The organism is Sulfitobacter sp., assembly GCF_036960155.1.
Lineage (GTDB): Bacteria > Pseudomonadota > Alphaproteobacteria > Rhodobacterales > Rhodobacteraceae > Sulfitobacter.
In genome coordinates this window covers 605,767-632,142 of the sequence record NZ_JBALWB010000001.1, presented here as the reverse complement: position 1 = coordinate 632,142, position 26,376 = coordinate 605,767, and the positions used below count along the sequence as shown (strand labels likewise).

Below are 26,376 nucleotides of genomic sequence, written 5' to 3'. Positions count from 1 at the left end.
TTTTTACTCTTCTGCAGTCGCTTCTTCTACTGCTGGAGCGGCTGCTGCTTCTGCTGCGGCCGTTGCCTTGTCGGCTTTCTCTTGCGCACGGTCTTGCGCTTTTTTGCCTGGAGTACCCTTCGTTGGGTTGCTGCGATCCGTCTTTGGACGTGCGCCCGCAGCTTCCAACATACGCTGGATACGGTCTGTTGGCTGTGCGCCTTGACCCAACCAGTACTCAATGCGCTCCATGTTCATTTTAACACGGTCTTCGCTGTCTTTTGGCAGCAGTGGGGAGTATGTGCCCAGCTTTTCGATGAAGCGACCATCGCGTGGCATGCGGCTGTCTGCTGCAACGATACGGTAAAATGGGCGCTTTTTGGAACCGCCGCGGGCGAGACGAATTTTCATAGCCATGGTGTGTAGTCCTTTAGGTGTTATCTTGATGTTGTTTGTGGTGCTGAATGACTTCAGCGATGATGAAGTTGAGAAACTTCTTGGCGAATTCGGGGTCCAGATCGGCCCGAGTTGCCAAATCTTCTAGCCGTGCGATCTGGTCCGCTTCGCGGTTTGGATCGGACGGGGGAAGGTCGTGTTCGGCTTTGAGTTTCCCCACAGCCTGAGTGTGTTTGAACCGCTCGCCCAATGTATAGACGAGGATCGCGTCAAGGCGGTCAATGCTTGCGCGGTGCTCTTTAAGAACCTGCGCAGCGATCTTTACTGGATCGGTCATATTGCCCCCTTTGGATGACGGTAAACGTGAACGGGTGCATCGAGGAACGTGTCTTCACGCTCCAGTACGGCACCCAGACGTGTGGCAAGTGTAGCAGACCGCGTATTGCTAGGTGCGATGTAGCTGATTACGCCGTCGTGACCTAGATTTTGTGCCGCATATTTACGTGCAGCCTGTGCCGCTTCGAATGCAATGCCGCGCCCTTCGGCGCCTGCAAATACGGACCAACCTAATTCAGGTTCATGCCAGCCCGGTGCAAAAATGATACCGGCTGAGCCGAGCATTTCATCAGTGTCTTTGTCTGCGATATGCCACATGCCGTGACCTTTTAGGGCCCAGCTGCCGATTGTGGACAGCATCATGCGATGCACATTACGCTCGTCTTGTGGGCCGCCAACCATATGGCTGCGGTCCGTCGCATAGAATGCTGTAAGGGGCGCAAGATCATCCATCTTGGGTGCACGAAGACGCAAGCGGGGTGTCTCAACCACGGGAATATGATCTGTCATCACGCTCATGTCAGCGCCTCAGGAGCGGGATGGCGATAGAGGTTCTCGGTGCCCATGTTGACGTTTGTGTAGGTACGTTCAAATTTAGCACCAAGGCGTTCGGCAAGGGCGATTGAACGCTCATTACCAGGAACGATGTTGCTGCTAAGTGTCGTGAAACCCAACGCAGAGTACGCATGTGCGCGCACAGCAGTGGCGGCCTCGAATGCGATGCCTTTACCCTCAAAGCCGTCAAATGCGATCCAGCCAATTTCAGGCTCTGGCCAGCCTTCAGGATTCCACAGCCCGCAAATCCCTGCGGCGGTATCGTCGCCCTTAAATGTGATTGTCCAAAAGCCGTAGCCGCGCAGCTGCCAGTGCCCAATTGAGCTTGCGAACCAGCGCCATGCCTCGTCACGCGGCAATACGCCGCCAAACCCAACCGACCGGATGGGATCAGCATAAAATGCTGCAATCGCTTCGAAATCCGAAGCAACCGGACCGCGTAGGATCAAGCGGTCTGTTTCTATGATGGGTGCTGGTGTCACTTACTTTTTCTTACCAAAGCCAGACAGGCCTGCGGGCAGGCCCATACCGCCGCCCATGCCGGGCAGTTTCCCACCCATTTGCTTGGCGGCTGCTTCCAGCGCTTTGGGGTCCATGCCTTGGGCCATTGCCGCAGGGTCCATGCCGCCTTTGCCCATCATCTGTTTCATGGCGGTTTTCATCATGCCGCCTTTGCCTTTGCCCATCTTCTTCATCATGTCAGACATCTGGCGCTGCATTTTCATCAGCTTGTTAAGGTCGGACACCTGCATGCCTGCACCTTTGGCGATCCGCTTTTTACGGCTCGCTTGCAGGAGCGCGGGGTTAGCGCGCTCTTTCTTTGTCATGGAGTTGATAAGGGCGATTTGTTGTTTCAGGACTTTGTCGTCAAGGCCGGCTTCTTCGACCTGCTTGGCCATTTTGCCCATGCCGGGCATCATGCCCATCATGCCTTGCATGCCGCCCATTTTGATCATCTGCTCAAGCTGCATCTTGAGGTCGTTCATATTGAACTGACCCTTCGCCATGCGGCGCATCATCTTTTCGGCTTGTTCGGCCTCGATGGTTTCCTGAGCTTTTTCAACCAGTGCAACAATGTCGCCCATGCCAAGGATACGGCCAGCAATGCGTTCAGGCTCGAATGTTTCGAGCGCGTCCATCTTTTCGCCAAGGCCAACGTATTTGATCGGACGGCCTGTGACTGCACGCATGGATAGGGCAGCACCACCGCGGCCATCGCCATCCATACGCGTCAGGACAACGCCAGTGATGCCAATGCGCTGGTTAAAGTTCTCGGCGGTTTGAACGGCGTCTTGGCCCGTCAGACCGTCGACAACCAGCAATGTTTCGCGTGGCGTAACCACATCGCGCACGGCCTCAACTTGTGCCATCAGCTCGTCGTCAATGGACAAGCGGCCTGCAGTGTCGAGCATGTATACGTCATAGCCGCCAAGGGAGGCTTGGGTCTTGGTGCGTTTGGCGATCTGTACAGGGTTTTCGCCCTTAACGATCGGCAGGGTGTCTACGCCTATTTGTTGACCAAGGATCGCAAGCTGTTCCATCGCCGCGGGGCGGTTAACATCGAGGGATGCCATCAACACGCGCTTGCCGTCTTTTTCTTTCAAACGTTTGGCCAGTTTGGCGGTCGTGGTGGTTTTACCGCCGCCCTGTAGACCGACCATCAGGATCGGGGCAGGTGGGCTGTCGATTTTCAGATGACCTGGCTCACCTTCACCGCGCAGGGTGTCGATAAGGGCGTCATGTACGATTTTGACGACCTGCTGGCCCGGCGTAATGGATTTCGTGACGGCTTGACCCGTCGCTTTCTCCTGTACGGCATTCACAAAATCACGTGCCACCGGCAAGGAGACGTCAGCCTCCAGCAGGGCAACACGAACTTCGCGCAGGGCCGTTTTTACGTCCTCTTCGGAGAGCGCGCCTTGTTTGGTCAGGCGGTCAAAGACACCAGAGAGGCGTTCGCTGAGATTCTCAAACATGGGCGGGAGCCCCTTTTCGTCGGTTGCGGTATGGCTTCTATGTAGGAAGCCTCGCGTAAATGCACAAATGCCCCAGTGGGCGTAATACGCTGACTGGGGTCGATCCTGAACGAGTCAGGACCGGAAGGCTTTGCTTCCGGAGATTTGAGCTAGCATTTAGCGGTGAGGCAGGCAGCTGTCAACCGCCTGCCTCCTTTGTCATAGGGCTGCGATGGCCGCGCGCGCATCAGTGATCGCCTGCTCACCTTGCGCCATGACACGGTCGGCCGCGATGATTTGCACATCCGTTATCCCGATGAAGCCCAATACGAAACGCAGGTAGTTGGAGGCGAAATCCATGTTGCTCCCTGTGGGCGTGCCGCCAGTAGCGATTACAATGACCGCACGTTTGCCTGTCAAAAGACCTATCGGGCCGTTTTCAGTGTAATTGAACGTGATTCCACTGCGACAGATGTGATCAATCCATGCCTTAAGCGTGGAAGGTATGGAGAAGTTATAGAGTGGCGTTGAAATCACCAGCGTATCCGCGTTTTGAATTTCTGAAATAAGGGTGTCAGAAAGGGCGAGGCGGGCTGATTGCTCGGCGGTGCGGTCGGCTGCTGGCGTGAAGTTGGCTGCGATCCATGCGCTATCAATTGCGGGAAGGGCTGCGTTTGTGTCACGCGTGGTGACGTCGCCTTCCAAATGCGCGGTGGTTTCGCGGCCCAGCATGGAAGAATTGGATTCGCCGGGGTTCGCTGATGAGGTGATATGAAGGATGGGCATTGGGGTGATCCATTTGTTTGAAGATAGCGGGAAGATATGGCTTTGCAAAAATACACGATAGATATAATATCGAACGAGTTGTGTGTGAATTTGCACAGAGATGAAGTAAGGTAAGGCGATGGAAAATTGGGATGAGGTGCGCACTGCTTTTCAGGTGGCGCGTAAGGGCACCGTGAGCGGTGCAGCCGAAGTACTAGGTGTGCATCATGCCACTGTGATCCGGCACATCGATTCGCTGGAAAACCGTTTGGGCATCAAGTTGTTCCAGCGCCATGCACGGGGTTATACGGCTACGGAGGCTGGGCAGGACCTTTTGCGTGTTGCTCAAGCCACCGAAGACCAGTTCAGCCAATTGGTGAGCCGCATCAAGGGGCGTGGGAATGAAGTGTCCGGTGATTTGGTTGTGACTTCACTTATGTCCTTTGCGCCGCGTATTGCCCCGCTTCTTGTTGCGTTTCAGGAAGAATACCCAGACGTGATTGTGCGCTACCTCACCGGAGATCGCCTGTTTCGTCTGGAATATGGTGAAGCACATGTGGCCATTCGAGCGGGGACAGCGCCAGAACAGCCAGATAACGTAGCCCAACCGTTGGCGGATCAGCCAATGGGGCTGTACGCGTCCAAAGCTTATGTCGCTGCACACGGTGTTCCGAATGGACCAGAAGACTATGAACAGCACCGTTTTGTTGGTCATGAGGACGCAGAGAGCCGCGCACCTTGCTATAGATGGATGTCAAAAGAGGTCGCGCGTGAGAACGTGGTGTTTCGCAGTGATGATGTGCAGGCACTGGCATTGGCCGTGAGTGGTGGTGCCGGGATTGGATTTTTGGCCCCGCAGGATGCCGCAGGTATTCCTGATCTGGTAAGGGTCGCCGCGCCGCGTCCAGAATGGTCTTCGCCGTTATGGTTGGTGACGCATATGGATTTGCATAGAACCAGTAAGGTGCAAGCGCTTTTGAAGTTTCTGAAATCACATATGCAGGATGGTGTTTTGTGATGGCTCCGCAGGCACAAGGCCACCTTGCCATGCTGCTTTTTTCGGCTCTGGTCGCAGGGTCATTTTCGTTGGGCGGGATGGTTGCCAATGAAATTGCACCGCTTGCTTTAAATGCGGTCCGGTTTGTGATTGCAGGTGTTGCGGTTGGGACTGTGGCGATGATGACGACAGGCATCCCGCGCAGTGCATTCGCTGCACCGTGGCGGTACCTGCTGTTGGGCGGATTGTTTGCGATCTATTTTGTGTTGATGTTTGAGGGACTCAAAACCTCTGCGCCAGTTAGCTCAGCGGCTGTGTTTACTTTGGTCCCTGCTATGGCAGGTGTGTTTGCTTGGTTCTTATTGCGGCAACGCACAACTTTGCGGATGGCTGTTGCGTTAGGGATCGGGGCGGCTGGCGCGCTTTGGGTGATTTTTCGTGCGGATATGGCGGCGCTGCTGGCGTTTGATATCGGACGTGGCGAGGTCATCTTTTTCTTCGGATGTATTGCCCATGCGGTCTATACTCCGCTGGTCCGGCGGCTGAATCGCGGAGAAAGCGCTGTAGTGTTTTCGTTCGGTACCTTGGTTGCGGGTGCGTTGTTATTAGCTGTGGTCGGGATGGGGGACATTCGTGCAACTGACTGGGCGTCACTGCGTCCGATGGTTTGGGTGACGATCCTTTATGTTTCGTTGTGCGCGAGTGCGATCACATTTGTATTGGTCCAGTTTGCGACGCTGCGCCTGCCCTCGGCCAAAGTCATGGCATACACTTATCTTGTTCCAAGCTGGGTCATCTGTTGGGAAGCGGCGCTGGGCAATAGCCTACCGCCTGTCATGATTGCGGTGGGTATTGGGCTGACAATATTGGCGCTGCTTTTACTGCTACGTGATGATGATGCGGTCGCGCTGCGTGCTGAAGCCACGTGAATTTCGCATTTGCTGGATTTGATCGTGGCGCGTAATGTCTTAGTCAGGAATAACTGAGGAGGTATTTCCCATGCGTAACATTATCTATCTCGTCGTACTTGTTGCGGTTGTAGTTCTCATTCTGCGTGGAATGGGCGTTATTTAGCGACCCAAGGTTCGGGCTCGCACAATAGAATCAACCTGACGCCTCTGGTGGCTCGGGAAGTTCTTGCTTGAGGAACCGCTCAAAGGCATCAAGATTTACAGGCTCGAACTGGCCAAACCCCTGCATCCAAACAGATGCCGAGCGCATTGCATCTGGATCTAATTTGCACCACTTTACCCGCCCGCGTTTTTCCTGAGTGATCAGGCCAGCCATAGTCAAAACACCCAGATGTTTGGAAATCGCGGCCAGAGAGACCTCAAACGGCTCCGCAACATCAGTCACTGCCATATCGTCCTCCAACAACATCGCGAGGATCGCGCGGCGCGTGGGATCGGCCAATGCCGCAAATGTGGTGTCGAGCTTGGATGCCATAGGTGTTGTATATATCCCGAGTGGGGCGGCGGGGAAAGCGATCAAAGTCGCGGATGATGGATATTGAAAAGCGTGTGGTTACGTCTGGGATCGATCGCGCTGTTGGGATCAATCCCTGCGTCACGTACAAGATGCTGGGAAAGTCCGGCAATATGAGGGTTCCGTGGCTTTCTCTTGCCAATGCGGTTTAGAAATTTGAAAAAACGCACAGATCTAGTGTTTGAGTTGCCCTCGTTCGGGCGGATGAATAGCGGCTCTATTTGATATATAAACATATGCTTTTGTCCCGTATCTGGTCGAAATACACAAAGACCATTGCTTGACATGTATTGTGCAAAAAACGCACAAATCTTGTATGAGTCGCCGTCTCCCTCCGCTAAATGCACTGCGCGCCTTTGAGGCTGCGGGCCGCCACGAGAGCTTTAGCCGTGCCGCGCAGGAGCTTTCCGTCAGCCATTCATCCATTAGTCGCCATGTGCGCGGGTTGGAGGATCGCCTTGGGGTCCAGTTGTTCAGAGATAATGCGCGCGGCATCAAGCTGTCTCCGGATGGCGCGGCATATCTGGCGCGTGTTGGTCCGGCGCTGGACGCAATCGCCGAAGCGACCGAAGGGTTGACGCAGGCTCCCGAAGGCGCGGTGACGCTTAACAGTGAGCCGCTGTTTGCTACGAAATGGCTTATCCCTCGTTTGGCAGAGTTCCAAACCAAATTCCCAGACGTCGATTTACGAATAGAGGCTTCGCGTTATTTGGCTGACGTTGCCCGCTATGAGGCTGACGTTGCCATTCGATTTATCCCGCCGGGCGCCGTGTATCCGGGGTCCGTGCTTATTAGCGATGCGATGCTACGTCCCTATGCCTCCCCTTCGTTGGTATCTGACCCGATAAGTAATCCGGCAGAGATGTTGAACTATCCTTTGATGCGAGATCGAACAAACGGGACATGGGGCGAGTGGTTTGCCAAGGCTGGTGGTGTTGCTGCCAGTGACGTGCCCGAAGCAGGATGGCGGATGTCGTCAATTCTTGCGGTAGAGGCGGCAATCGCGGGGCAGGGCATTTTGTTGGTTTCTGATGAGGTCGTCGCAAGCGAAGTGGCGGCGGGTAGGCTGGCCGCAGTTTCCGACATCGGGTTTCGCGAAGGCGGGTATCATATGCTCTTTGCGGATGGGGCGTTGCGCCGCAAGGCAGTGCGTGTTTTCCGCAATTGGATGCTGGAAGAAACGGAGTGTTGGCGGAGCGCTTTGTCTAAAGATCAACCAAATGGTTGAATAACAAGCTGAGCCAAAATTACGCCAAATTTCCAAAAACCAACTGCGGCACCTGCGCGCACGATATGAATTATCATTACTAATCAGTCTTCTAGGTGGTTCATGGTGGTCGTTGACTCGGGGGGCAGTGCGCAGTAGCTACCGTGCAAGACATCCCAGTGGGGCCAAACACATGAACGACCAAGATCGCAAAGCAGAAATGGCCGCGATCAAGGCGCGGATTGTAGAGGCCAAAGGCGCAGCGGCGCCGGAACCACGTGCGGATGAACACTACTCTCAGGCCCAGATGGCCTGGCGAATGGTGATAGAGCTTGTTGCCGGTCTTGGGATCGGTTTCGGCATCGGATACGGGCTAGACTTGTTCTTTGGAACACTGCCCATTTTCATGGTGCTGTTTGTCATGTTGGGCCTCGCGGCTGGAGTAAGGACGATGCTCCGCTCTGCGCAGGAAATGCAGGACCAAAAGTTGGCCGAAGAGGCTGGCATCGAATACGTCCCTAATAGGGGCAGAGTAAAACCACCCACTAAGGGTGAAGAGAGTGAAGGGGCCTAGACATGGCAACAGAAGCACACGGCGCAGAAGAAGGCGGTCTGGTCTTTCACCCGATGGATCAGTTCATCGTATCGCCTTTGAGCGGTGACGGCCCAGTACACTGGTACACGTTCACTAACTCGGCGCTTTGGACGGGTTTTGCTGTTTTGGCGGTTTTCTTGTTGTTGGTTGTCGGTACATCCAAGCGCGCGGTAGTTCCGGGCCGGATGCAATCTGTTGCTGAGTTGGCCTACGGATTTGTTTATAAGATGGTCGAAGACATCTGTGGCAAAGAAGGCGTTAAGTACTTTCCTTACATCATGACACTGTTCATGTTTATCGTTTGCGCCAACTTCCTTGGCATGCTTCCAACGGCGTTTACGCCTACATCACACTTCGCTGTGACAGTTGTTTTGGCATTTGCGGTATTCATCGTTGTGACGGTTCTTGGTTTTGTCAAAAACGGTGCTGGCTTCTTGAGCTTGTTTTGGGTGGCTTCGGCTCCACTGGCTCTGCGCCCCGTCTTGGCGATAATCGAGCTTATCTCTTACTTCGTGCGCCCCGTTAGCCACTCTATTCGTTTGGCTGGTAACGTTATGGCTGGTCACGCAGTTATCAAAGTTTTCGCAGGCTTTGCAGCATTGGTTGCTGTGTCGCCCATCGCGATCCTCGGGATCACGGCGATGTACGGTCTGGAGGTCCTAGTGTCCTTTATTCAGGCTTACGTCTTTACGATCCTGACTTGTGTGTACCTTAAGGACGCACTTCACCCACACCACTAACAACCTAACGAACGGCGGGCATGTGTCCGCCACTTACACTACAACTTCCAACGCATAGGAGAATTACTATGGAAGGCGAACTCGCACACATCGGCGCAGGTCTAGCAGCAATCGGTTCCGGCGCAGCCGCTATCGGTGTTGGTAACGTTGCTGGCAACTTTCTTGCCGGCGCATTGCGCAACCCATCCGCAGCTGCTTCGCAGACTGCAACACTCTTCATCGGTATCGCGTTCGCCGAAGCGCTTGGGATCTTCGCGTTCCTCGTAGCACTTCTGCTGATGTTCGCCGTATAAGCGACTGACGTTTATTTCCTATGCTTGGGGCGGTACGGTACGCTGTACCGCCCTTTGGATTGAATGTTTAGTTTTGACAGGAGGCCATGATGGCAACTGAAACCGCAACAGACGCCCACGGCGCTGCGGAAGCAGCAGGCCCCGGCATGCCGCAACTGGATTTCTCTACTTGGGGAAACCAGATCTTCTGGCTGGTACTTGCTCTGATCGCAATTTACCTAATCCTGTCGCGCGTAGCGCTGCCGCGTATCGCGGCCGTTCTGGCCGAGCGTCAGGGCACTATTACAAATGACATTGCCGCCGCTGAAGATCTCAACGCGAAAGCGATTGACGCCGAAGCAGCCTATGACAAGGCACTACTCGATGCCCGTGCGGAAGCACAGCGCATCGTCGCGGAAGCAAAAGTAGATATGCAAGCGGATCTGGACAAGGCAATCGCCAAAGCCGACGATCAGATTGCAGCCAAATCTGCTGTATCTGAAAAGGCCATTTTGGAAATTCGCGCTGGCGCTATTGATAGCGTCAAAAAGGTAGCGAAGGACACGGTCAAAGAAATCGTTTCAGCCATGGGTGGCAAGGCCGACGCCAAAACCATCACAGCTGCTGTAACCTCACGGATGAAAGGATAACGTCATGCGTTTCACACTGACATCCGTAGCTGCGCTTTTGGGTGCAACTCCTGCCTTCGCGGCATCGGGTCCATTCTTCTCGCTGGGCAATACAGACTTTGTTGTTCTGTTGGCCTTCCTGCTGTTCATCGCAGTGCTGTTCTACTTCAAGGTACCGACCCTATTGGGTGGTATGTTGGATGGTCGCGCTGATGGCATCAAAAACGAGATCGAAGAAGCCCGCAAACTGCGCGAAGATGCGCAAACACTGTTGGCCTCTTACGAGCGCAAGCAAAAAGAAGTTCAAGCCCAAGCAGACCGTATCGTTGCGGATGCAAAAGCTGAAGCTAAAGCTGCAGGCGAACAAGCCCGCGTTGATCTTGCTACATCTGTGGAGCGCCGTCTGGCCGCCGCAGAAGAGCAGATCGGTTCCGCGCAAGCGGCTGCCGTCAAAGAAGTACGTGATCAAGCTGTGGTGATTGCTATTGCGGCATCCCGCGACATCATCGGCCAGCAAATGACTGCTACTGATGGCAACAAGCTGATCGACGAAGGTATTGCTCTGGTTGGTGAGAAGCTACACTAAGCAAACCGACCGCGAACGAATAGAAAGCCTCGATCGGTTGATCGGGGCTTTTTTTTGGCCCTGGGCAAAGGGCGAAACACGTAGGTTCTTGTTTGCAGCCGCTATGGAATCCAGTTTTCACCAAGTTGATTAATCTGCACCTCGGCTGCACGAATAGCTCCTTCTGCTTCAGAACCTGCACGTGCCAGTAAGAGACTGATGATCGTTTCCATGAGCACCAGAGTAGCAGCGTAGGATGAGAAAAATTGCGGACTTTCTGTTGAAACCACAAAACTATGGTTCGAGAATTGTAGTGCAGGTGAGGTGCGGCTGTCTGTGATCACGACTGTTGTCGCGCCAGCCTCACGCGCTGTCTTTAGGGCCGCTATCGTCCTGCGCGCGTAGGGGGCCTTTGCCAAGGCAAAGACAACGTCGTCTGATCCCAAGCGTGACAAAGATGGTGATAGCTCGGTTCCATTTCGGCCAACCGTTTTCCAATTCCCTTTGAACCACTGAGCCATGTATCCGAAATAGTCAATTATACCCGCCGATCCCATTGCACCGATCAAAAGAACGGTCCGCGCATCGTGTAAACACTGTACTGCGGCGTTTAGGCGGTCTGGATCAATGTTGTTGTGAAGGTTCTCAATATTGGAAATGCAGGCTGTCGCTTGGCGGTGCAAAACCGTGGAACTTCCTTGTTCTGAGGTGGCTAAACGCAAGGCATGCGCGCGTTCGGAAAAGGGCGCCATTTTCCTCTCAACTGTTTCGCGGCCGTCTTGACGCATTTGCTCATAATCAGCGTAGCCTAAGGCACGGGCCAATCGGGAGAATGTGGCAGGGGATACTCCTGTTGACGCGGCGACGGATCTAAGAGACCGCGTTGCGATATCGACAGGGTTTTTAGCTGCAAATTTAGCTGCGATCTGAAGCTTGTCGCTAAGCCCTGCGTAAGAAGTATTTATACGGTCTTGGATGGTTGTGGGCTCGTTCATGAATTCCCCCGCTGTGGTGTGAAACTGACTGTTTCAATCGTATCGCGTATTGCCACCTAATGAAACAAGTGTTTCATTAGGTGTGACAAAGGACTCAAACATGATTGAAATAAAATTTCCGCCTCGTGTACCATGGGCCGTTCCTAGTGGTGCAATCTGGGGAAACGCCACACAGCGTCACCTCATGGATATGCGGCCATGATGCGGTCACCGAAGATAACGGTCGCGCCAAACGGCGCACGCCTGCAACAAACCGATCATGCTGGTTTGCCTGTATCAGCCAGCGAATTGGCTGTAACGGCCCGTGCCTGCCGTGTTGTTGGTGCGGACGCCATCCATTTGCACGTGCGCGACGGGCAGGGGCGCCACAGCTTGGATGTTGATCTGTACCGTGTTGCAATCTCTGCAGTGTCTGAGGCTGCGCCAGATATTGAAATACAGGTCACGACAGAATCTGCAGGCATCTATGATGTACCTGCCCAGCTGGAGTTACTCCGCGAACTTAAGCCCGGCGCTGCCAGTGTCGCGGTCCGTGAAATTGCCCGCGCACCAGAACTTGCGGCGCAAGTCTATGCGACCGCTTTGCTGAACGGCACAAGGGTTCAGCACATTTTGTACGGCGCAGACTGCCTTGACCTTTTGCTGGGGTGGCTTGCCTCTGATATTGTCCCAACAAACTTGCGCGATGCAATCTTGGTTCTGGGGCAATATAAACCGCCGTGTGCAGGTAAACCAGTTGATTTACTGCCGCTGATTGTGCGTGCTCAAGAGGCGGGGCTGCGGATGAGCGTCTGTGCGTTTGGTGCCCAAGAACAGACCTGCTTGCTTGCAGCTGCGAACCTTGGATGTGATTTGCGCGTGGGTTTTGAGAACAACTGCATCTCACCGGATGGGGCCGTTTGGTCCAACAACGCTGAGGCTGTTTCATCTTTGACCAAGGCGTGCGCCAAACTCCATGAGAGATGTAAATTATGAGAGTTGTAGTAGAAGATCGTGATCCTGTCAGACTGCGGTGCAGTTTTTCATACGCTGGCGCTTGCCGATATCATGAACCTAACGGTTTTGACCAACCCAGTATTCAGTTTGCCTCTACCCTTCCAAATGGAGAAGTTTGATGTCCCATGTATTTCCCCGCGATTGCCGTAAATCCCCTCCTGTCGCCGTTCGCGGGGAGGGATGTTACCTTTATGACAGCACCGGAAAGGCCTATCTTGATGGATCGGGCGGTGCTGCAGTGTCGTGCCTAGGTCACGGGGACGCCGATGTCATTGCTGCGGTACAAAAGCAGGTGGCTGACCTTGCATTCGCCCATACAGGCTTTCTTACGTCCGAACCTGCAGAGGCATTGGCGGACTTACTCATTCAGCACGCGCCCGGCAATTTAGACCGCGTCTATTTCGTTTCTGGCGGATCTGAGGCGACGGAAGCAGCCATCAAACTGGCGCGTCAGTATTTCGTAGAAACAGACAGGCCCGAGCGGCGCCATTTGATCGCCCGCCAACAAAGCTATCACGGAAATACCTTGGGCGCGCTTTCTGCCGGGGGTAATGAATTGCGTAAGCGGCAGTTTGCACCGCTGCTGGTAGAAGTCAGCCATATCGCACCATGTTATGAATACGTTTTACGAGCCGAGAACGAAACCGCTGCAGAATACGGTCTGCGCGCGGCACAGGAACTCGAAGATGAGATCCTGCGGTTGGGCCCTGATACCGTCATGGCGTTTATGGCGGAACCTGTCGTGGGAGCGACCCTAGGGGCGGTTCCCGCGGTGGAAGGGTACTTTAAACGTATTCGCGAAATATGCGACAAATATGGTGTGCTGCTTATCCTTGATGAAGTGATGTGTGGCATGGGCCGTACAGGGCATTTGTTTGCCTGTAATGCTGATGGTATTGCGCCTGATATTTTGTGCATCGCAAAAGGGTTGGGGGCAGGATACCAGCCGATTGGCGCTATGATGTGTACTGATACGATCTATGATGCGATCAAGGGCGGCAGCGGCTTCTTTCAACACGGGCACACCTATATTGGCCACCCGGTTGCCGCGGCCGCTGGGCTTGCGGTGGTCCAAAAGATACTTGACCAGGACCTTGCCGGACGTGCGGCTTCCCAAGGCGAAGTTTTATCTGCGGCGTTGCATGCGAAATTTGGACAACACCCAAATGTCGGTGACATTCGAGGGCGCGGCCTGTTCCAAGGTGTTGAGCTTGTCGCGAACCGTGAGACAAAAGAAACATTTGATCCTGCACGCGGGCTGGCTGGAAGAATCAAATCAGCGGCTTTTGAAGCAGGCCTTATTTGCTATCCGATGCCCGGCACGCGGGATGGTCGATACGGAGACCATATCCTGCTTGCACCGCCGTTTATTATTTCTGATGCGCAAATAGACGAGTTGGTTTCAAAGCTGCATACAGCGATCGAGCAAACTCTTTGATGGGTAAGGCGCGTTAGGACGGCATTATTAAACTGAGAAGGTGAGGCTTGAACGGCCTTACCCTTTTAATTCGTGATCTAACCGTTGGCGGGCAACGTTCTCGTGACGTTCAGCGCGTTGTTGATCCATCAACGCGCGCTCAACGTAGTTCAAGTGGGCCTCGACTGCAGCGCGCGCGCCTGCGGCATCACGCGCCATAAGGGCGTCGTGGATCATGCGGTGTTGTTCTAATAGTACTGCGCGTTTTGTCTGTTGTTTGAACATAATCTGGCGGTGGTAAAAGACTCCGCCACGCAGTAATTCATACATCGAACGCATCATGTGCAACATAACCACATTATGGCTCGCCTCGGTGATGGCCATGTGGAACTGCGCATCAAGAGCAGCCTGTTCCTCTGGGTTGTTGTTATCGTCGACGCTTTCCATCTTTGTGAAAACAGCACTGATGACTGCAAGGTCTGTGTCTGATCCCAAACGCGCGGCTCGCTCAGCGGCCAGACCTTCCATATCACGTCGAAATGCTAGGTAGTCGATGGCCGCTTCATCATGGCGTGCAAACAGAGCCATGAGCGCAGGAGAAAACGCAGATCCCAATACGTCAGCGACAAAAACGCCAGCCCCGGGTTTGGCCGTGAGCAGGCTCGCTTCTTGGAGTTGGGCAATCGCGTCACGAAGTGAGGGGCGTGACACGCCTAACCGCTCTGCCAGTTCGCGCTCTGGCGGAAGCCGTTTTCCGGGTTGTAGGATGCCGCGCAAAATCAATTCCTCAACTTGGCGCACAACCGCAGTTGAGAGTTTTTCAGGGCTGACGGGTCGAAATGGCATGAGGTATCCTTTGACTGGTCAACTTATATGACCAATCAAAGGGTCGGGCAAGCAGCGGTAGCGTTGCAGCTCTTATTTTTTGGGTCGCAGTAGAACTGTGGTTGGAGGGTATGCGAATTCGCCCTTTTCAGGGTCGGCTCTGGCGGCTGTAACCGCACCCACAACAAGAACCCCGATGAGGCCGCCTGCTGAGGCACCGCACATACGTTTTTGGGTGGTTGCATTAAACGCATTGATGGTTTTGGAACCGCTTTGATCTTCAGAGATGCAGCGGATGAAGATTGCAGGTGAGTTGGGCCCGTAATCTGGCACAACAAGGTTTGCAGGTGTCACAAATGATGCGGTGTATAGTCCTGAATCTAGTGTGCATGGCACGCCGGACAGTTCTTTGCGTTTGCCGTCGCTTACAATAGCTGAAGAGCGCACAGCAATGGTTTCTTGCCCCCGGAATTTCGGAACCGGATTACCGCGACGACGGGGGCCAGCATAGACATCAAGGCCAACAGCGTGCGCTTTGTTTGTGGGCGTGACTGAGATTGGCGGTGAACTGATCTCCGCAGGTGTACAGGCGACTAAAAGCGAAGTGGCGCAGATCATGAATTTGGTAAGTGGCTGAATTAAAATATTCTTTCTAAATCGTAGATGGAGAATATTTTCACTTTATAGTGACAGAAGAAAGCGAGATGTCTGACTTTCAGTCTAGTAGCGCCAAATGCGCAACGCTGAGCCAGCGCAGGTGGGCGCTCCAAATTGTTAAAATAATTGAACGATCTAATGAGGGCATTAATGATATGTTAAGTATGAATTCTTCTTAATGAAATCATGAAATATTACATCCTGATTATCTTCCTATCTGTTGCCTCTTGTAACACAGCAGGCCCCCATTTTAGGGGCTTGCCTGCAACAACGGTGACTGTTGAGGGCTCTACCTTTGATGTGCGTGTCCGGGGAGAGTTGGCAGAGGCTATTCGGACAAATTCGGAGTATGCTCCGCGGTTTGGCCCCATTCGGGAACGGGCGGGCCGGGCGATGGAGATTGTGAGCGGATGTGAGGTGAAGGAAGTGCGCGGTGATCAGTCGCTGGCAACCGGTATCTTGCGATGTGGCAAGGGTGGTAAACGATCTACGCCAGTACAACCAACTGCGTTGGAATGCGTGCCCATTCGGGGAACGGAAATTAAGCAGTTGGGCGGCACTTCAGTTGAGATTGACTGCGAACCAGTTCTGTAATTGCATTAACTTGTGGATAAGTCCGCAAACGCAACTGTTGCTTGTGGGCGGCGGTTGACAGCTGCGTATCTTCATCGCAATTCTACCCGTCGGTCCGGAATCATCCCACAGGCGGTATATGCGCTTTTCGAAACTCAGGCTTACAGGCTTCAAAAGCTTTGTTGACCCCACTGATCTGATCATCGCTGATGGTTTGACAGGTGTTGTGGGACCGAACGGCTGTGGGAAATCTAATCTGCTTGAGGCATTGCGTTGGGTCATGGGTGAAAACCGCCCAACTGCGATGCGTGGTGGCGGTATGGAAGATGTGATTTTTGCAGGCGCTGCTACACGGCCTGCGCGAAATTTTGCTGAAGTATCGCTTCAGATCGATAACAGTGAACGTCTCGCACCTGCTGGATTTAACGAGAGTGATAGTCTGGATATCGTCCGCCGAATAACCCGCGACGTTGGCAGTGCCTATAAGGCGGCAGGGAAAGACGTGCGCGCGCGTGACGTGCAGATGTTGTTTGCAGATGCATCAACGGGCGCGCATTCACCTGCGCTGGTACGGCAAGGACAGATCAGTGAGCTGATCAACGCGAAACCCAAAAACCGCCGCCGTATTCTGGAAGAGGCCGCTGGCATTTCGGGTCTATATGCGCGCCGTCATGAGGCGGAGCTAAAGCTCAACGGTGCAGAGACCAACCTTGCCCGTGTCGATGATGTGGTTGAACAGTTAGCTTCCCAACTTGCTCAGCTTGCAAGACAAGCACGGCAAGCGGCGCGATATCGTGAGATTGGGGATCAACTGCGCCGAACTGAAGGCACGTTGTTGTATCGCCGGTGGCGTGAAGCTGATGATGCGCGCGCACAAGCTGCAGATGAACTGCGTAATAGACTGTTGGCAACTGCTCAGGCCGAAGGACTGGTGAAAACCTGTGCAAAGGCGCGCCAAGACGCGGAGGGTGCACTGCCAGCGCTGCGCGAAGAAGATGCGATTGCGGTGGCTGTGGTTCAACGTCTTGTTGTGCAGCGCGACACACTTAGCGACCAAGAAAACCGTGCAACGGCGCTGATTGAGACCCTACAAGGCCGCGTTGCGCAATTGACCCGCGATATTGACCGGGAAAGCGGCCTGAACCGTGACGCTGGTGAAACAATCGAACGGCTGGAATGGGAAGCGCGTGAGCTATCCAAAGCGGGCGAAGGGCATGAATCCGCCCTTGAGACCGCATCTGTGGCTGCACGCGAAGCGGCGACTATTTTGCAAACACGTGAAGGTGATCTTAGTCAGCAAACCGAGGATGTGGCACGCCTTGCTGCGCGCTATGGTTCTGCCGAAAGGCTGTTAGAAGACAATCGTAAAACCCAAATTAGATCCGAAACCGAATCCGTGCGCGCAAGAGAGGCCGTTCTGGCAAGCCAAGCTGCATTGACTAAAGCTGCCGGCGATTTTGAGGTGGCTTCAAGCGCCGAAGTTGTTGCTGTTGCTGCAGCTGAAGCTGCTGATAAGGCACTGATTGATGCGGAAGATGCGCGCGCACAGACCCAATCTCGTGAGGCCGATGCCCGTGGTGAACGCTCCGAGGCTGAAGGTGAGATGAATGCGCTTAGGGCTGAAGCAACGGCGTTGGCGAAATTGGTTGAACGTGACACAGCTGAGGGTGGCCAGATACTGGATCGCTTGCAGGTTGAGCACGGGTTTGAAAAGGCTCTGGGGGCAGCGCTTGCGGATGATCTGCGCGCTCCCGAAGTCGAGGCAGATGGGCCATCTGGCTGGTCAACGCTTGCTTCTTATTCTGACGTACAGACGCTGCCTGCGGGTGTAACGCCGCTGACAAACCATGTGTCCTGCCCAGATGTATTAGATCGGCGTATGGGACAGATCGGGCTTGTTGATGCCGATGATGGGCCGCGTTTGCAGTCTGCGCTAAAACCGGGCCAACGCCTTGTGTCTCTTGAAGGGGATTTGTGGCGTTGGGACGGGTTTCGGGCTTGGGCCGAAGACGCTCCGTCGGCTGCAGCGCTTCGTTTGCAACAGCTCAACCGGTTGGAAGTTTTAAAGCAGTCGCTTGAGCAAGCGAGCCAGCGTGCTGAGGGCGCGCGTGCCGCACATGAGAGCTTAACCGCGCAACTGGTTTCCCAAAGCGAGGCGGATAAGCGTGCGCGTGATGCACGGCGAGATGCCGACAGGATGGTCGCCGATGCAGGCCGAGCCCTTAGCCGCGTCGAAGCAGATCGTAACCTTGCCGCTGGCCGTCTTGAGAGCTTGGGCCTTGCGGTAACACGTCACGAAGAAGAATCCATGGGTGCGTGGGCCCGCGTGCTAGAAGCCGAGCGCGCACTTGCCGATCTGGGTGATCTAGGGGATGCAAGAGCCGCTGTAGAGGGTATCCGGATAGCAGTAGAAGCGGCACGCATCACGATGATGTCACGCCGTTCCGGCCATGATGAATTGCGCCGCGAAGGCGAAGCGCGCCTGAAACGCGCGCAAGAAGTGACCAAGGAACTCAGTGGGTGGCGTCACCGTTTGGAAACTGCCGAAAAGCACAGTGATGATCTGGTGGAACGCAAGCAGCAATCCGAAGCCGAACTGAAAGAGGCAGGTGCTGCCCCTGCCGAGATCGCAGTGAAGCGAGATGAGTTGAGCACCGAGATCGCCCGCTCTGAGGCGCGCCGCACAGAAGCCGTTGCTAAACTATCGGGTGCGGAAGTGACATTGCGCGATGCCACTTTGGCCGAACGCGAGGCTGAGCGTACGGCTTCAGAAGCGCGTGAAGCGCGCGCCCGGTCCGAAGCTCGAAATGATGCGGCAAAAGAAACGGTTAATGCTGCGGCCGAGCGGATTGCAGAAGATCAACACCTTACGCCCAATCAGTTGCTGATTCAATTGGATGTAAATCCTGATCAGATGCCAAGTGCCGAAGCGCTGGAAGCAGATGTGAACCGCCTCAAGCGCCAGCGAGACGCACTAGGTGCCGTGAACTTGCGTGCCGAAGAAGATGCCAAAGAAGTGCAAGAAGAGCATGATGGATTGGTCACTGAAAAGGCGGATCTGTTGGAGGCGATCAAGACGCTTCGGTCTGGAATTTCGAGCCTGAACCGCGAAGGTCGCGAACGTCTATTGACCGCATTTGAGCAAGTGAACTCAAACTTCTCGTTGTTGTTTACGCACCTGTTTGGGGGCGGTGAAGCCAGTTTGGTGATGGTTGAATCTGAGGACCCTCTAGAAGCTGGCCTTGAGATCATGTGCCAACCGCCAGGTAAAAAGCTGAGCACGTTGAGTTTGCTGTCGGGTGGTGAGCAAACACTTACCGCTATGGCGCTGATCTTTGCTGTGTTCCTTGCCAATCCAGCACCGATTTGTGTGCTGGACGAAGTCGACGCTCCGCTGGATGATGCCAACGTGACGCGGTTTTGTGATTTGCTGGATGAGATGTGCCGTCAGACGGATACGCGGTTTTTGATCATCACACACCATGCGGTGACGATGGCGCGTATGGACCGCTTGTTCGGTGTGACAATGGCCGAGCAGGGCGTGAGCCAACTTGTTTCCGTTGATTTGAAAAAGGCGGAAACACTGGTCGCGTAAGCGGACGCAACCAGCCATGTTTGCCGTGTTATGCTGACAACATGGCTAGTGGTTTGCAATCAGGCCTTAGGTTTTACCTGTTCGACAGGCCCGCCCGATTTCTCCCATGTGCTAAACCCCTCTTTGATGTGTGCGGCGTCAAAACCCATGTCTTGTAATGTGGCTACAGAGATGGCCGAACGCCAACCTGATGCACAGTGGAAAACAAACTTTTTGTCCTGTGCAAAAACATCTTTGAAATAGGGGCTGTCAGGGTCGATCCAGAACTCCAACATGCCACGCGGGCAGTGAAAACTACCGGGGATGAAACCGCTACGTTCCCGTTCCCGTGGATCGCGCAGATCAACGATTTGGACTTTTGGGTTGTTGACCATGCCAATGGCATCAGCAGTTTCGACTTCTTCAATGCGGGCACGGGCATTTGCGACCATTTGCGCAGCGGTGATTTTTAGGCTCATGGTGCTTTCTTTCCTTCAAGTTTGGCCAGTAGTGCTGGCGTTGGCCATGCATCGGCGGGCAGCTTAAGTCGCTTCTGCTCCTTTTGAACGGCAATGCGGGTATTTGCCCCCAAGATTCCGTCGATTTTACCAACATTATGACCGCGTTTTTGAAGCACGGTTTGCAGGCGTTTCATTTGGCTGCCGCTGAGACCTTTTTCAGGATTACCTGCGTTATAAACCTGTGCGCCGTTTAGGCGGGTTGCGAAGTAGGCTGCTGTTAGAACGTAGGTAAAGCTTTGGTTCCATTCGAAATAAACGTCAAAATTTGGATACGATAGAAACGCGGGGCCTTTGCGACCTTGAGGAAGGATGAGGGAGGCAGGCAGATTGTTTGAAAGCTGCCCATCGCGTGGCTTGATCCCAAGTTTGGCCCATTCCGAGGCGCGTTTTTTAGTGCCAAGTCCGCTGAGCGACCAGTCAAAGTCTTTTGGCACTGCGACTTCGTCAATCCATGGCTCGCCCTTGCGCCAACCAAGGGACTTGAGCATCTTACCGCCCGACATTAACGCATCAGGCGCTGATGTCTTTAGGGACACGTGGCCATCACCATCGCCGTCAGTGCCGTTTTCGAGAATGTCATGGGGCAACATCTGTACCATGCCGATCTCTCCAGCCCACGCGCCTGTGGTTTTGGCGGGATCAAACTCGCCACGCTTATATAGTTCCATAGCGGCAAAAATCTGAGGGCGGAACAGTTCGGGGCGGCGGCAATCATGGGCAAGGGTGACCAGTGCATTGGCTGTGTTGAAATTCCCTTGGATAGCACCAAAGTCAGTTTCGAATGCCCAAAAGGCCAGCAGCACGCCACGGTCCACGCCATAGTTCTGTTCAACGCGATTAAAGGTCTTGTTGTACCGTTTGCCGTTGCTACGGCCGCGGTTGATCCGGTCATTTGAGATCAAGCGACGGGAGAAATCAACGAAAGGGCGTTGGAACACACCTTGGGAACGGTCTGCGCGCAATACAGCTGGATCAGCGCGGATTGAGCGTAAGAACCGTTCCGCAGTGGCCTTGTCGATGCCGTGACGCGGTGCCTCGGCCTTGAGGCCATTTACAAAGGTGTTGAAGTTTCCGCCACACGCCGCATCGGCAATGGAGGGGAGGGACGCAAGGGCTAAAAGAGCCGCAAAAATATTGGAACGCATTGAAAACCTTTAAATCTAAATACCTAAATGAGAGCTAACAAAATCGTTAACCCCAGCATAATGCCCCATGCCTGCCAAAGCATGCGAACAGATGCATCAATCTCTTTTGGCCCGATAATACGCGCACCTGCACCGCCCACCCAAGGGAATTTTTGCATTTTCCCATCATAAGCGCGCGGGCCCGCCAGCGCCACACCGATGGCGCGGGCCATTGCGGCCTCGGGCCAACCGGCGTTGGGAGAGCGATGTTGAGCGGCATCTTTTGCGATCTCCTGCAGGGTTGCGATGACGCGCGCTGGCACAGCAATAAGGATGCACGTTAGGCGTGCGGGAACCAAGTTCATTGCGTCGTCCATATAGGCGGCAGCCTTACCAAAGCGTTCGTATTGCGGTGTGCGGTAACCGATCATGCTGTCTGCAGTGTTGACGATTTTATAAACCATTAGACCCGGAAGCCCCGCGACGAGAAACCAGAATGCAGGCGCAATAACACCGTCAGACAGATTTTCAGCACCACTTTCGATGGCAGAACGGGCGACTGCGGATTGGTCCATCGCTGCCGTATCCCGGCTGACAATCATCGAAACAGCGCAACGTCCGTCACCCAGTGAAACACGCAATCCGTCCGCCACCAACGTGACATGCTGCACCAAGGATCGCTGCGCCAACAAGATTGCAACGATGACAATTTGCACACCACCACCAAGTAGACTCAGTGCCCATCCGATCAGGGCAGCGCCAAACATCAACAGCAGCAATGCCGCAATACCTGCCACAATACCGCCTTGAGTAGCATTAAGCCTGCGATCCAGAAACCCAACAGCACGTCCCATCAGGACAGCGGGGTGCGAAAACCGTGACCAAAGCCATCTGGGTTCGCCCATTACGGCGTCTAGTAACATGGCCAGAACAAGGATTATTGCTACGCTCATGTCAGTGCTGCCTCTACTCGGCGCCATTGGTCCGGAGCGGGCAAGCCAAGGCGAAGCCAACGGGAATTGTACGGAAAGACACGACTCCAGATGTGGTGCTGGGCAAGGCGTGTCTGCCATGCGGCTGCGTCGTCTACGTCATAGAGACGAAACAGGGATGTCCCCCCCACCAGCGTGGCTCCGGCGTCTATCATGTTCACATCCAGCCGCGCGGCATCTGTTGACAGGCGTTGGCGTGTTTGGTCAGCCCAATTGTGATCGCGCAGGGCCCTTGTTCCGATTTCCAGTGCGGGGCCTGCAACAGGCCATGGCCCAAGCATTTGCTGTAACTGCGCTACCAATTCAGGGTCGCCGATCACAAAACCAAGGCGTAACCCGGCCAACCCCCAAAATTTCCCAAAACTTTTGAGGACAAGCGTACCAGTTTGATCAGCATGAGAAACCAAGGATGCATCGGGCAGAATGTCACAAAAGCTCTCATCGATGATTCGTAGAGGTGCATGTAAGTCTGCGCCGGTGAAAATCCGTCCGTCCGGGTTGTTGGGGTGTACGATGACCTGCGCGTCAGCATCTGAGAGCTGCTGTGCTGGGGTCCATCCGTTGGCTGCAAATGCAGCTGCATGTTCGTTATAGGTTGGGGCAGAGATGTGGATTTGACCTTTGATACACAGGCGCGGAATCATGGCAATGGGCGCCGATGCACCAGGTGTTGCGAGAACGGCAGCACTCTGGGGTATCTGCCAAAAATCGCGTGCCGCCTGTATAAGGGCAGATTGCGCCGTCTGATCGGGTAGGGCCGTCCACGCATCGTGGTTAATGTCGCCAACGGGATAACTAACCGGATTGATTCCCGTAGACAGATCGATCCAGTCAGCACGTGTGCCGCCAAACTTCTGCGCAGCAGCATCCAACCCGCCGCCATGATCTTGATTTTTAAGTGCCAATTGTTATAATCTTCTCTTAGATGAGTGGCTGAATTCTGCCAGTTTTCCCCGTTCGACAAAGCGGAGTTTGGCATAACTATCAAGAGGTGGTTATGATGATTGTGTGAAAGCGCCCTTCACACGTTTGTTTCAGACAGTTTTGGATGATTGCCAGCGAACCAGGAGGTTTTTCGATGACTTGTAAAATACCTCAAAAGACACGTGTCTTGATTGTAGAAAGTGTTCCAGAGCTTGCAGTTGTTTGGCACAGTCATTTGGTGCGACTTGGCATAGATGCCGTTTATGTCACGGATCAGGAATCAGCTATCGAACATTTGTCGGAACATGAGACAGATATCATCATCCTTGACTTGGTTGTGGAGCAGGGATCCGCATTGGCGATTTCCGACTATGCCAACTATCGCCGACCGAACACCCGAGTGATCTTTGTCACTAACACAAGTTTCTTTTCTGACGGGTCAATTTTTGCCCATTCGGCCAACGCGCGCGCCTTTGTGCAAAGCAATACACCGCCAGAGGATCTGGCGGCGATGGTTGAACATTACGGTGCCGAACGGCGGGCAAGTTAACCGCGACCGTGTGGTGCATGCCAGTCGATCACCGGATTGATTGGCGTTATCCGGTTGGGGTTTATGGTTTCGTGACTATAGTGATAGTGGCGTACGATGTGATCGAAATGAACCGTCTCGGCCACGCCTTCCCTCTGATATAGCTCTCGGGTGTAGGCCCACAGATTTGGGTAATCGATGATCCTGCTTCGGTTACATTTAAAGTGCTGGTGATAGACAAGATCAAAGCGGACCAAGGTTGTGAACAGACGCCAGTCAGCTTCGGTAATGCGATCTCCGGTCAAGTAGCGGTTCTTTGACAAGATATCTTCAATCCAGTCCAAAGTATCAAATAATGGGTGGATGGCCGCGTCGTATGCTTCTTGTGTTGTTGCAAAACCGGATTTGTAGACGCCGTTATTGAAGGTGTCATAGATGCGTGCATTTACCTCTTCGATCGAGTCCCGTAAATCAGTTGGCCAGTAATCATCGCGATTTCCGGTGATGTCGTTGAACGCAGAATTCATCATCCGAATGATTTCTGACGATTCATTCGAAACAATGGTTTCGCGCTGTTTGTCCCATAAGATAGGAACAGTGACGCGACCGGTAAAGTCAGGCACTGCACGCGTGTAGATGTCGCGGGCAAAAGGCAGACCAAATAATTGATCACCCGTGGCCCCATCAAAATCAGTTTCAAACGTCCAGCCGTCTCCCAGCATGTCGGGATGCACAACAGAGACATCGATGAGTTGATCCAGCTTTTTTAGAGAGCGAAAAATCAATGCACGGTGTGCCCATGGGCACGCATGGCTGATGTAGAGGTGATATCGGTCTGCCTCGGCCTTGAAACCACCTTCACCGCTAGGGCCTGCGCTGCCATCTGCCGTGATCCAGTTGCGAAAATTCGCCTCTTGTCGCTTGAACGCACCGCCGTTGTCTTTGGTGTCATACCAGCTGTCTTGCCATTTGCCTTCGACCAACAGTCCCATTGGGTATCCTCTTTGATTTGGTAACAAGGTTGTAACCTTGGTCCTTTAGGAATCGAACCCGTACAGCCGCGCAGCGGGGGTGCAAAAATGCACAGTGAGAAATATAGTTACAAAAATTAGTTGTTCTTGGGAATTATTGGAAATAATCTTGGACGACAGTATCAGGAGAGAATCATGGACATATTTTTGCCAGAGGGTTTCGAGGCAGGCCGTGCAAGAGCACCGATGAGCCGTCCTGCGAGTGCGCGCAAATTGTCCGTTGAGGCGGAAGGTGTTCATTATCCAGTGCTGCGGCGTTGGGCGACTGGTTTTGCTGCGGCAGCCGATTCGGCACCTGTTCTGAAGGGTGTCGTGAGCCTATACGACGGGTCCGAGTATTTGCATCAGTGCCTTATTACGGGACATGAGGGTGTTGAGGATCAGCAGGTGTATTCATTTAGACGTGCAGCCGAGATCGACCATGCAGCGCAAGTTGACGCAACCTAGATTTTGCAAGGAAATCAGTCAAAGCCTTGATTGTTTCACACCCGGTTTTGTAGAAAGGGCGCCCGTAGTGAGGCGCCCTTTTATCGTTATTGGAGATCTTTAAATGCTTCGGCCAGACGCGCGCAGGCCTCTTGGACACGGGCGCGCGGGGTCGCGATGTTAAAGCGAAGGTAGCTGTCGCCCCCTGATCCAAAGGTTGGTCCATGATTCGCGGCGATACCCGCACCTTGTTCAACGCGTTTGGTGAATTCTTCACGGGTCATGCCTGTGCCCTCGAAATCAACCCACGCCAGATAGGTTGCTTGCAGGGGCATCGATTGCAACCCGGGGATTGCGTTGACTGCATCATCAAACAGGCGTCGATTGCCATCCAGATATGTGATCAGTTCATCAACCCACGCAGCGCCTTCAGGGGAATAGGCGGCTGTCGCCATGAACAAACCAAAGCTGTTGGGAGACACGCCAAGTGCGGCCATCCGGCCTGCGAACTTTGCCCGCAGGTTAGGGTCTGCGATGATCACGTTGCCAGAGTGGCTACCAGCGATGTTGAAGGTCTTTGTTGTGGCAGTCATCATGACCAGACGGTCTTCGATCCCGTCGATTAGGGTCATGGCAGTGTGTTTTTGGCCGGGCATCACCAGATCATGATGGATTTCATCAGAGACCAGCACCAGATCGTGACGTTTGGCAAACGCGGCAACTTGCTCCAGCTCTTCACGCGTCCAAACGCAGCCACCCGGATTGTGCGGAGAGCACAGGATAATCATTTTCTCATTACCGGTCATCTGTGCGTCATAGGCATCAAAATCCATCCGGTAGCGGCCATTTTCGGGCACCATCTCGCATTCAACGACCTTACGGTCGGCCGCATTAATCACTTTGGCAAACGCATGATAAACTGGCGTGAACAGTACAACACCTTCACCGGGCTTGGTGAAGGCATCGACGCACATCGCCGTGCCGTTGACCAGTCCGTGTGTGGTAAAGATATGCGCGGGATCAAGATCCCAGCCATGGCGTTCTTTCATCCACCACTGAATTGCGGCGCGGTATTTGCTTTCGTCGCCGAAATAACCGTAGACGCCATGATCAACCATAGCTTGGACAGCATTAGTGACAACAGGCGCTGTCGCAAAATCCATATCAGCGACCCACATCGAGATGCCAGTATCAGCGGGGACGCCGTAAATCTGTTCCATACCGTCCCATTTGACACAGTGGGTGCCGCGCCGTTCAATTGGTGTGTCAAAGCTCATCTAAGTTCTCCTAATGCATTTGATCGGAAAGTAACGGTG

General features: G+C 53.9%; 30 protein-coding genes. 14 read left to right on the top strand and 16 right to left on the bottom strand.

Features of this window, described 5'->3' with window-relative positions:
* Positions 1–3: 3 nt before the first annotated feature.
* From rpsP to V7775_RS03170, 6 genes are all read right to left on the bottom strand, one after another.
* Positions 4–396, bottom strand: coding sequence for a 30S ribosomal protein S16 (rpsP, locus tag V7775_RS03195; protein WP_335750413.1), 393 nt, complete (start codon positions 394–396; stop codon positions 4–6).
* A gap of 13 nt (positions 397–409) precedes the next feature.
* Complete coding sequence (locus V7775_RS03190) at positions 410–712, bottom strand: chorismate mutase (RefSeq protein WP_335750412.1); 303 nt, start codon at positions 710–712, stop codon at positions 410–412.
* The gene (locus tag V7775_RS03185) at positions 709–1,230 is read right to left on the bottom strand and encodes a GNAT family N-acetyltransferase (protein WP_335750411.1); all 522 of its coding nucleotides are present in this window, start codon (positions 1,228–1,230) and stop codon (positions 709–711) included. The genes V7775_RS03190 and V7775_RS03185 overlap by 4 nt, the downstream gene beginning before the upstream one ends.
* Positions 1,227–1,748 (bottom strand): GNAT family N-acetyltransferase, encoded by a 522-nt coding sequence (locus V7775_RS03180; RefSeq protein WP_335750410.1) that lies wholly within the window; start codon positions 1,746–1,748, stop codon positions 1,227–1,229. The genes V7775_RS03185 and V7775_RS03180 overlap by 4 nt, the downstream gene beginning before the upstream one ends.
* Positions 1,749–3,242: a signal recognition particle protein gene (gene ffh / locus V7775_RS03175; protein ID WP_335750409.1), complete on the bottom strand. Its 1,494-nt coding sequence runs from the start codon at positions 3,240–3,242 to the stop codon at positions 1,749–1,751.
* Between the two features lie 198 nt (positions 3,243–3,440).
* Positions 3,441–4,007 (bottom strand): FMN-dependent NADH-azoreductase, encoded by a 567-nt coding sequence (locus V7775_RS03170; protein ID WP_335750408.1) that lies wholly within the window; start codon positions 4,005–4,007, stop codon positions 3,441–3,443.
* A 118-nt stretch (positions 4,008–4,125) separates the two neighbouring features.
* On the opposite strand from V7775_RS03170, the gene V7775_RS03165 reads away from it, so the two are divergent.
* Together V7775_RS03165 and V7775_RS03160 are read left to right on the top strand one after the other, a co-directional pair.
* A complete protein-coding gene (locus V7775_RS03165; protein ID WP_335750407.1) occupies positions 4,126–5,004 on the top strand; it encodes a LysR family transcriptional regulator in 879 nt (292 codons plus the stop codon).
* Positions 5,004–5,912 (top strand): DMT family transporter, encoded by a 909-nt coding sequence (locus V7775_RS03160; RefSeq protein WP_335750406.1) that lies wholly within the window; start codon positions 5,004–5,006, stop codon positions 5,910–5,912. Before V7775_RS03165 ends, V7775_RS03160 begins: the two co-directional genes overlap by 1 nt.
* Before the next feature lie 175 nt (positions 5,913–6,087).
* On the opposite strand, the gene V7775_RS03155 is transcribed toward V7775_RS03160, so the two are convergent.
* Positions 6,088–6,429 (bottom strand): ArsR/SmtB family transcription factor, encoded by a 342-nt coding sequence (locus V7775_RS03155; protein WP_335750405.1) that lies wholly within the window; start codon positions 6,427–6,429, stop codon positions 6,088–6,090.
* A 355-nt stretch (positions 6,430–6,784) separates the two neighbouring features.
* On the opposite strand from V7775_RS03155, the gene V7775_RS03150 reads away from it, so the two are divergent.
* The 6 genes from V7775_RS03150 to V7775_RS03125 all read left to right on the top strand — a co-directional run bounded on the left by V7775_RS03150 (position 6,785) and on the right by V7775_RS03125 (position 10,497).
* Positions 6,785–7,696, top strand: coding sequence for a LysR substrate-binding domain-containing protein (locus V7775_RS03150; protein WP_335750404.1), 912 nt, complete (start codon positions 6,785–6,787; stop codon positions 7,694–7,696).
* Between the two features lie 172 nt (positions 7,697–7,868).
* Entirely contained in the window at positions 7,869–8,249 is a 381-nt protein-coding gene (locus V7775_RS03145) for an AtpZ/AtpI family protein (RefSeq protein WP_335750403.1), read from the top strand.
* 2 nt (positions 8,250–8,251) lie between these two features.
* The gene (locus tag V7775_RS03140) at positions 8,252–9,010 is read left to right on the top strand and encodes a F0F1 ATP synthase subunit A (protein WP_335750402.1); all 759 of its coding nucleotides are present in this window, start codon (positions 8,252–8,254) and stop codon (positions 9,008–9,010) included.
* A 68-nt stretch (positions 9,011–9,078) separates the two neighbouring features.
* A complete protein-coding gene (locus V7775_RS03135; RefSeq protein ID WP_267157269.1) occupies positions 9,079–9,303 on the top strand; it encodes a F0F1 ATP synthase subunit C in 225 nt (74 codons plus the stop codon).
* 89 nt (positions 9,304–9,392) lie between these two features.
* A complete protein-coding gene (locus tag V7775_RS03130) occupies positions 9,393–9,932 on the top strand; it encodes a F0F1 ATP synthase subunit B' (RefSeq protein ID WP_335750401.1) in 540 nt (179 codons plus the stop codon).
* A 4-nt stretch (positions 9,933–9,936) separates the two neighbouring features.
* The gene (locus V7775_RS03125; protein WP_335750400.1) at positions 9,937–10,497 is read left to right on the top strand and encodes a F0F1 ATP synthase subunit B; all 561 of its coding nucleotides are present in this window, start codon (positions 9,937–9,939) and stop codon (positions 10,495–10,497) included.
* A 101-nt stretch (positions 10,498–10,598) separates the two neighbouring features.
* Here V7775_RS03125 and V7775_RS03120 read toward each other — a convergent pair whose 3' ends face one another.
* A complete protein-coding gene (locus V7775_RS03120) occupies positions 10,599–11,471 on the bottom strand; it encodes a MurR/RpiR family transcriptional regulator (protein WP_335750399.1) in 873 nt (290 codons plus the stop codon).
* 198 nt (positions 11,472–11,669) lie between these two features.
* Here V7775_RS03120 and V7775_RS03115 point away from each other — a divergent pair, with 198 nt between their 5' ends.
* Positions 11,670–12,446, top strand: a complete 777-nt coding sequence (locus V7775_RS03115) for a 3-keto-5-aminohexanoate cleavage protein (protein WP_335750398.1) — start codon at positions 11,670–11,672, stop codon at positions 12,444–12,446.
* A 139-nt stretch (positions 12,447–12,585) separates the two neighbouring features.
* Positions 12,586–13,905: an aspartate aminotransferase family protein gene (locus V7775_RS03110; protein WP_335750397.1), complete on the top strand. Its 1,320-nt coding sequence runs from the start codon at positions 12,586–12,588 to the stop codon at positions 13,903–13,905.
* Between the two features lie 57 nt (positions 13,906–13,962).
* On the opposite strand, the gene V7775_RS03105 is transcribed toward V7775_RS03110, so the two are convergent.
* Positions 13,963–14,730 carry an FCD domain-containing protein gene (locus tag V7775_RS03105; protein WP_335750396.1) on the bottom strand — a complete coding sequence of 256 codons (768 nt, stop codon included), beginning with the start codon at positions 14,728–14,730 and terminating at the stop codon, positions 13,963–13,965.
* Positions 14,731–14,802: 72 nt separating this feature from the next.
* Positions 14,803–15,327 (bottom strand): hypothetical protein, encoded by a 525-nt coding sequence (locus tag V7775_RS03100; RefSeq protein ID WP_335750395.1) that lies wholly within the window; start codon positions 15,325–15,327, stop codon positions 14,803–14,805.
* A 225-nt stretch (positions 15,328–15,552) separates the two neighbouring features.
* Between V7775_RS03100 and V7775_RS03095 the strand changes: the two genes are divergently transcribed.
* Complete coding sequence (locus tag V7775_RS03095) at positions 15,553–15,960, top strand: hypothetical protein (RefSeq protein ID WP_335750394.1); 408 nt, start codon at positions 15,553–15,555, stop codon at positions 15,958–15,960.
* A 118-nt stretch (positions 15,961–16,078) separates the two neighbouring features.
* Entirely contained in the window at positions 16,079–19,534 is a 3,456-nt protein-coding gene (gene smc / locus V7775_RS03090; RefSeq protein ID WP_335750393.1) for a chromosome segregation protein SMC, read from the top strand.
* Between the two features lie 59 nt (positions 19,535–19,593).
* On the opposite strand, the gene V7775_RS03085 is transcribed toward smc, so the two are convergent.
* Genes V7775_RS03085 through cobD form a run of 4 tightly spaced genes read right to left on the bottom strand, consistent with a single transcriptional unit; the run spans position 19,594 to position 23,055 of the window.
* Positions 19,594–19,992 (bottom strand): rhodanese-like domain-containing protein, encoded by a 399-nt coding sequence (locus tag V7775_RS03085; RefSeq protein WP_335750392.1) that lies wholly within the window; start codon positions 19,990–19,992, stop codon positions 19,594–19,596.
* Positions 19,989–21,179, bottom strand: a complete 1,191-nt coding sequence (locus V7775_RS03080; RefSeq protein ID WP_335750391.1) for a lytic murein transglycosylase — start codon at positions 21,177–21,179, stop codon at positions 19,989–19,991. The genes V7775_RS03085 and V7775_RS03080 overlap by 4 nt, the downstream gene beginning before the upstream one ends.
* A 23-nt stretch (positions 21,180–21,202) precedes the next feature.
* Entirely contained in the window at positions 21,203–22,111 is a 909-nt protein-coding gene (cbiB, locus tag V7775_RS03075; RefSeq protein WP_335750390.1) for an adenosylcobinamide-phosphate synthase CbiB, read from the bottom strand.
* Positions 22,108–23,055: a threonine-phosphate decarboxylase CobD gene (gene cobD, locus V7775_RS03070; protein WP_335750389.1), complete on the bottom strand. Its 948-nt coding sequence runs from the start codon at positions 23,053–23,055 to the stop codon at positions 22,108–22,110. The genes cbiB and cobD overlap by 4 nt, the downstream gene beginning before the upstream one ends.
* A 173-nt stretch (positions 23,056–23,228) precedes the next feature.
* Between cobD and V7775_RS03065 the strand changes: the two genes are divergently transcribed.
* Positions 23,229–23,624, top strand: coding sequence for a response regulator (locus V7775_RS03065; RefSeq protein ID WP_335750388.1), 396 nt, complete (start codon positions 23,229–23,231; stop codon positions 23,622–23,624).
* Here V7775_RS03065 and V7775_RS03060 read toward each other — a convergent pair.
* The gene (locus V7775_RS03060; RefSeq protein WP_335750387.1) at positions 23,621–24,595 is read right to left on the bottom strand and encodes a glutathione S-transferase family protein; all 975 of its coding nucleotides are present in this window, start codon (positions 24,593–24,595) and stop codon (positions 23,621–23,623) included. The two genes, V7775_RS03065 and V7775_RS03060, sit on opposite strands and share 4 nt — an antisense overlap.
* A 174-nt stretch (positions 24,596–24,769) precedes the next feature.
* On the opposite strand from V7775_RS03060, the gene V7775_RS03055 reads away from it, so the two are divergent.
* Entirely contained in the window at positions 24,770–25,081 is a 312-nt protein-coding gene (locus V7775_RS03055; RefSeq protein WP_335750386.1) for a hypothetical protein, read from the top strand.
* 86 nt (positions 25,082–25,167) lie between these two features.
* On the opposite strand, the gene V7775_RS03050 is transcribed toward V7775_RS03055, so the two are convergent.
* Complete coding sequence (locus V7775_RS03050; RefSeq protein WP_335750385.1) at positions 25,168–26,337, bottom strand: MalY/PatB family protein; 1,170 nt, start codon at positions 26,335–26,337, stop codon at positions 25,168–25,170.
* Positions 26,338–26,376 lie beyond the last annotated feature (39 nt).

What these genes read in the sequence shown, in the direction of transcription:
- rpsP (WP_335750413.1), bottom strand. Translation starts at nt 396, where the DNA reads ATGGCTATGAAAATTCGTCTCGCCCGCGGCGGTTCCAAAAAGCGCCCA.
- V7775_RS03190 (WP_335750412.1), bottom strand. Translation starts at nt 712, where the DNA reads ATGACCGATCCAGTAAAGATCGCTGCGCAGGTTCTTAAAGAGCACCGC.
- V7775_RS03185 (WP_335750411.1), bottom strand. Translation starts at nt 1,230, where the DNA reads ATGAGCGTGATGACAGATCATATTCCCGTGGTTGAGACACCCCGCTTG.
- ffh (WP_335750409.1), bottom strand. Translation starts at nt 3,242, where the DNA reads ATGTTTGAGAATCTCAGCGAACGCCTCTCTGGTGTCTTTGACCGCCTG.
- V7775_RS03170 (WP_335750408.1), bottom strand. Translation starts at nt 4,007, where the DNA reads ATGCCCATCCTTCATATCACCTCATCAGCGAACCCCGGCGAATCCAAT.
- V7775_RS03165 (WP_335750407.1), top strand. Translation starts at nt 4,126, where the DNA reads ATGGAAAATTGGGATGAGGTGCGCACTGCTTTTCAGGTGGCGCGTAAG.
- V7775_RS03160 (WP_335750406.1), top strand. Translation starts at nt 5,004, where the DNA reads ATGGCTCCGCAGGCACAAGGCCACCTTGCCATGCTGCTTTTTTCGGCT.
- V7775_RS03155 (WP_335750405.1), bottom strand. Translation starts at nt 6,429, where the DNA reads ATGGCATCCAAGCTCGACACCACATTTGCGGCATTGGCCGATCCCACG.
- V7775_RS03150 (WP_335750404.1), top strand. Translation starts at nt 6,785, where the DNA reads ATGAGTCGCCGTCTCCCTCCGCTAAATGCACTGCGCGCCTTTGAGGCT.
- V7775_RS03145 (WP_335750403.1), top strand. Translation starts at nt 7,869, where the DNA reads ATGAACGACCAAGATCGCAAAGCAGAAATGGCCGCGATCAAGGCGCGG.
- V7775_RS03140 (WP_335750402.1), top strand. Translation starts at nt 8,252, where the DNA reads ATGGCAACAGAAGCACACGGCGCAGAAGAAGGCGGTCTGGTCTTTCAC.
- V7775_RS03135 (WP_267157269.1), top strand. Translation starts at nt 9,079, where the DNA reads ATGGAAGGCGAACTCGCACACATCGGCGCAGGTCTAGCAGCAATCGGT.
- V7775_RS03130 (WP_335750401.1), top strand. Translation starts at nt 9,393, where the DNA reads ATGGCAACTGAAACCGCAACAGACGCCCACGGCGCTGCGGAAGCAGCA.
- V7775_RS03125 (WP_335750400.1), top strand. Translation starts at nt 9,937, where the DNA reads ATGCGTTTCACACTGACATCCGTAGCTGCGCTTTTGGGTGCAACTCCT.
- V7775_RS03120 (WP_335750399.1), bottom strand. Translation starts at nt 11,471, where the DNA reads ATGAACGAGCCCACAACCATCCAAGACCGTATAAATACTTCTTACGCA.
- V7775_RS03115 (WP_335750398.1), top strand. Translation starts at nt 11,670, where the DNA reads ATGATGCGGTCACCGAAGATAACGGTCGCGCCAAACGGCGCACGCCTG.
- V7775_RS03110 (WP_335750397.1), top strand. Translation starts at nt 12,586, where the DNA reads ATGTCCCATGTATTTCCCCGCGATTGCCGTAAATCCCCTCCTGTCGCC.
- V7775_RS03105 (WP_335750396.1), bottom strand. Translation starts at nt 14,730, where the DNA reads ATGCCATTTCGACCCGTCAGCCCTGAAAAACTCTCAACTGCGGTTGTG.
- V7775_RS03100 (WP_335750395.1), bottom strand. Translation starts at nt 15,327, where the DNA reads ATGATCTGCGCCACTTCGCTTTTAGTCGCCTGTACACCTGCGGAGATC.
- V7775_RS03095 (WP_335750394.1), top strand. Translation starts at nt 15,553, where the DNA reads ATGAAATATTACATCCTGATTATCTTCCTATCTGTTGCCTCTTGTAAC.
- smc (WP_335750393.1), top strand. Translation starts at nt 16,079, where the DNA reads ATGCGCTTTTCGAAACTCAGGCTTACAGGCTTCAAAAGCTTTGTTGAC.
- V7775_RS03085 (WP_335750392.1), bottom strand. Translation starts at nt 19,992, where the DNA reads ATGAGCCTAAAAATCACCGCTGCGCAAATGGTCGCAAATGCCCGTGCC.
- V7775_RS03080 (WP_335750391.1), bottom strand. Translation starts at nt 21,179, where the DNA reads ATGCGTTCCAATATTTTTGCGGCTCTTTTAGCCCTTGCGTCCCTCCCC.
- cbiB (WP_335750390.1), bottom strand. Translation starts at nt 22,111, where the DNA reads ATGAGCGTAGCAATAATCCTTGTTCTGGCCATGTTACTAGACGCCGTA.
- V7775_RS03065 (WP_335750388.1), top strand. Translation starts at nt 23,229, where the DNA reads ATGACTTGTAAAATACCTCAAAAGACACGTGTCTTGATTGTAGAAAGT.
- V7775_RS03060 (WP_335750387.1), bottom strand. Translation starts at nt 24,595, where the DNA reads ATGGGACTGTTGGTCGAAGGCAAATGGCAAGACAGCTGGTATGACACC.
- V7775_RS03055 (WP_335750386.1), top strand. Translation starts at nt 24,770, where the DNA reads ATGGACATATTTTTGCCAGAGGGTTTCGAGGCAGGCCGTGCAAGAGCA.
- V7775_RS03050 (WP_335750385.1), bottom strand. Translation starts at nt 26,337, where the DNA reads ATGAGCTTTGACACACCAATTGAACGGCGCGGCACCCACTGTGTCAAA.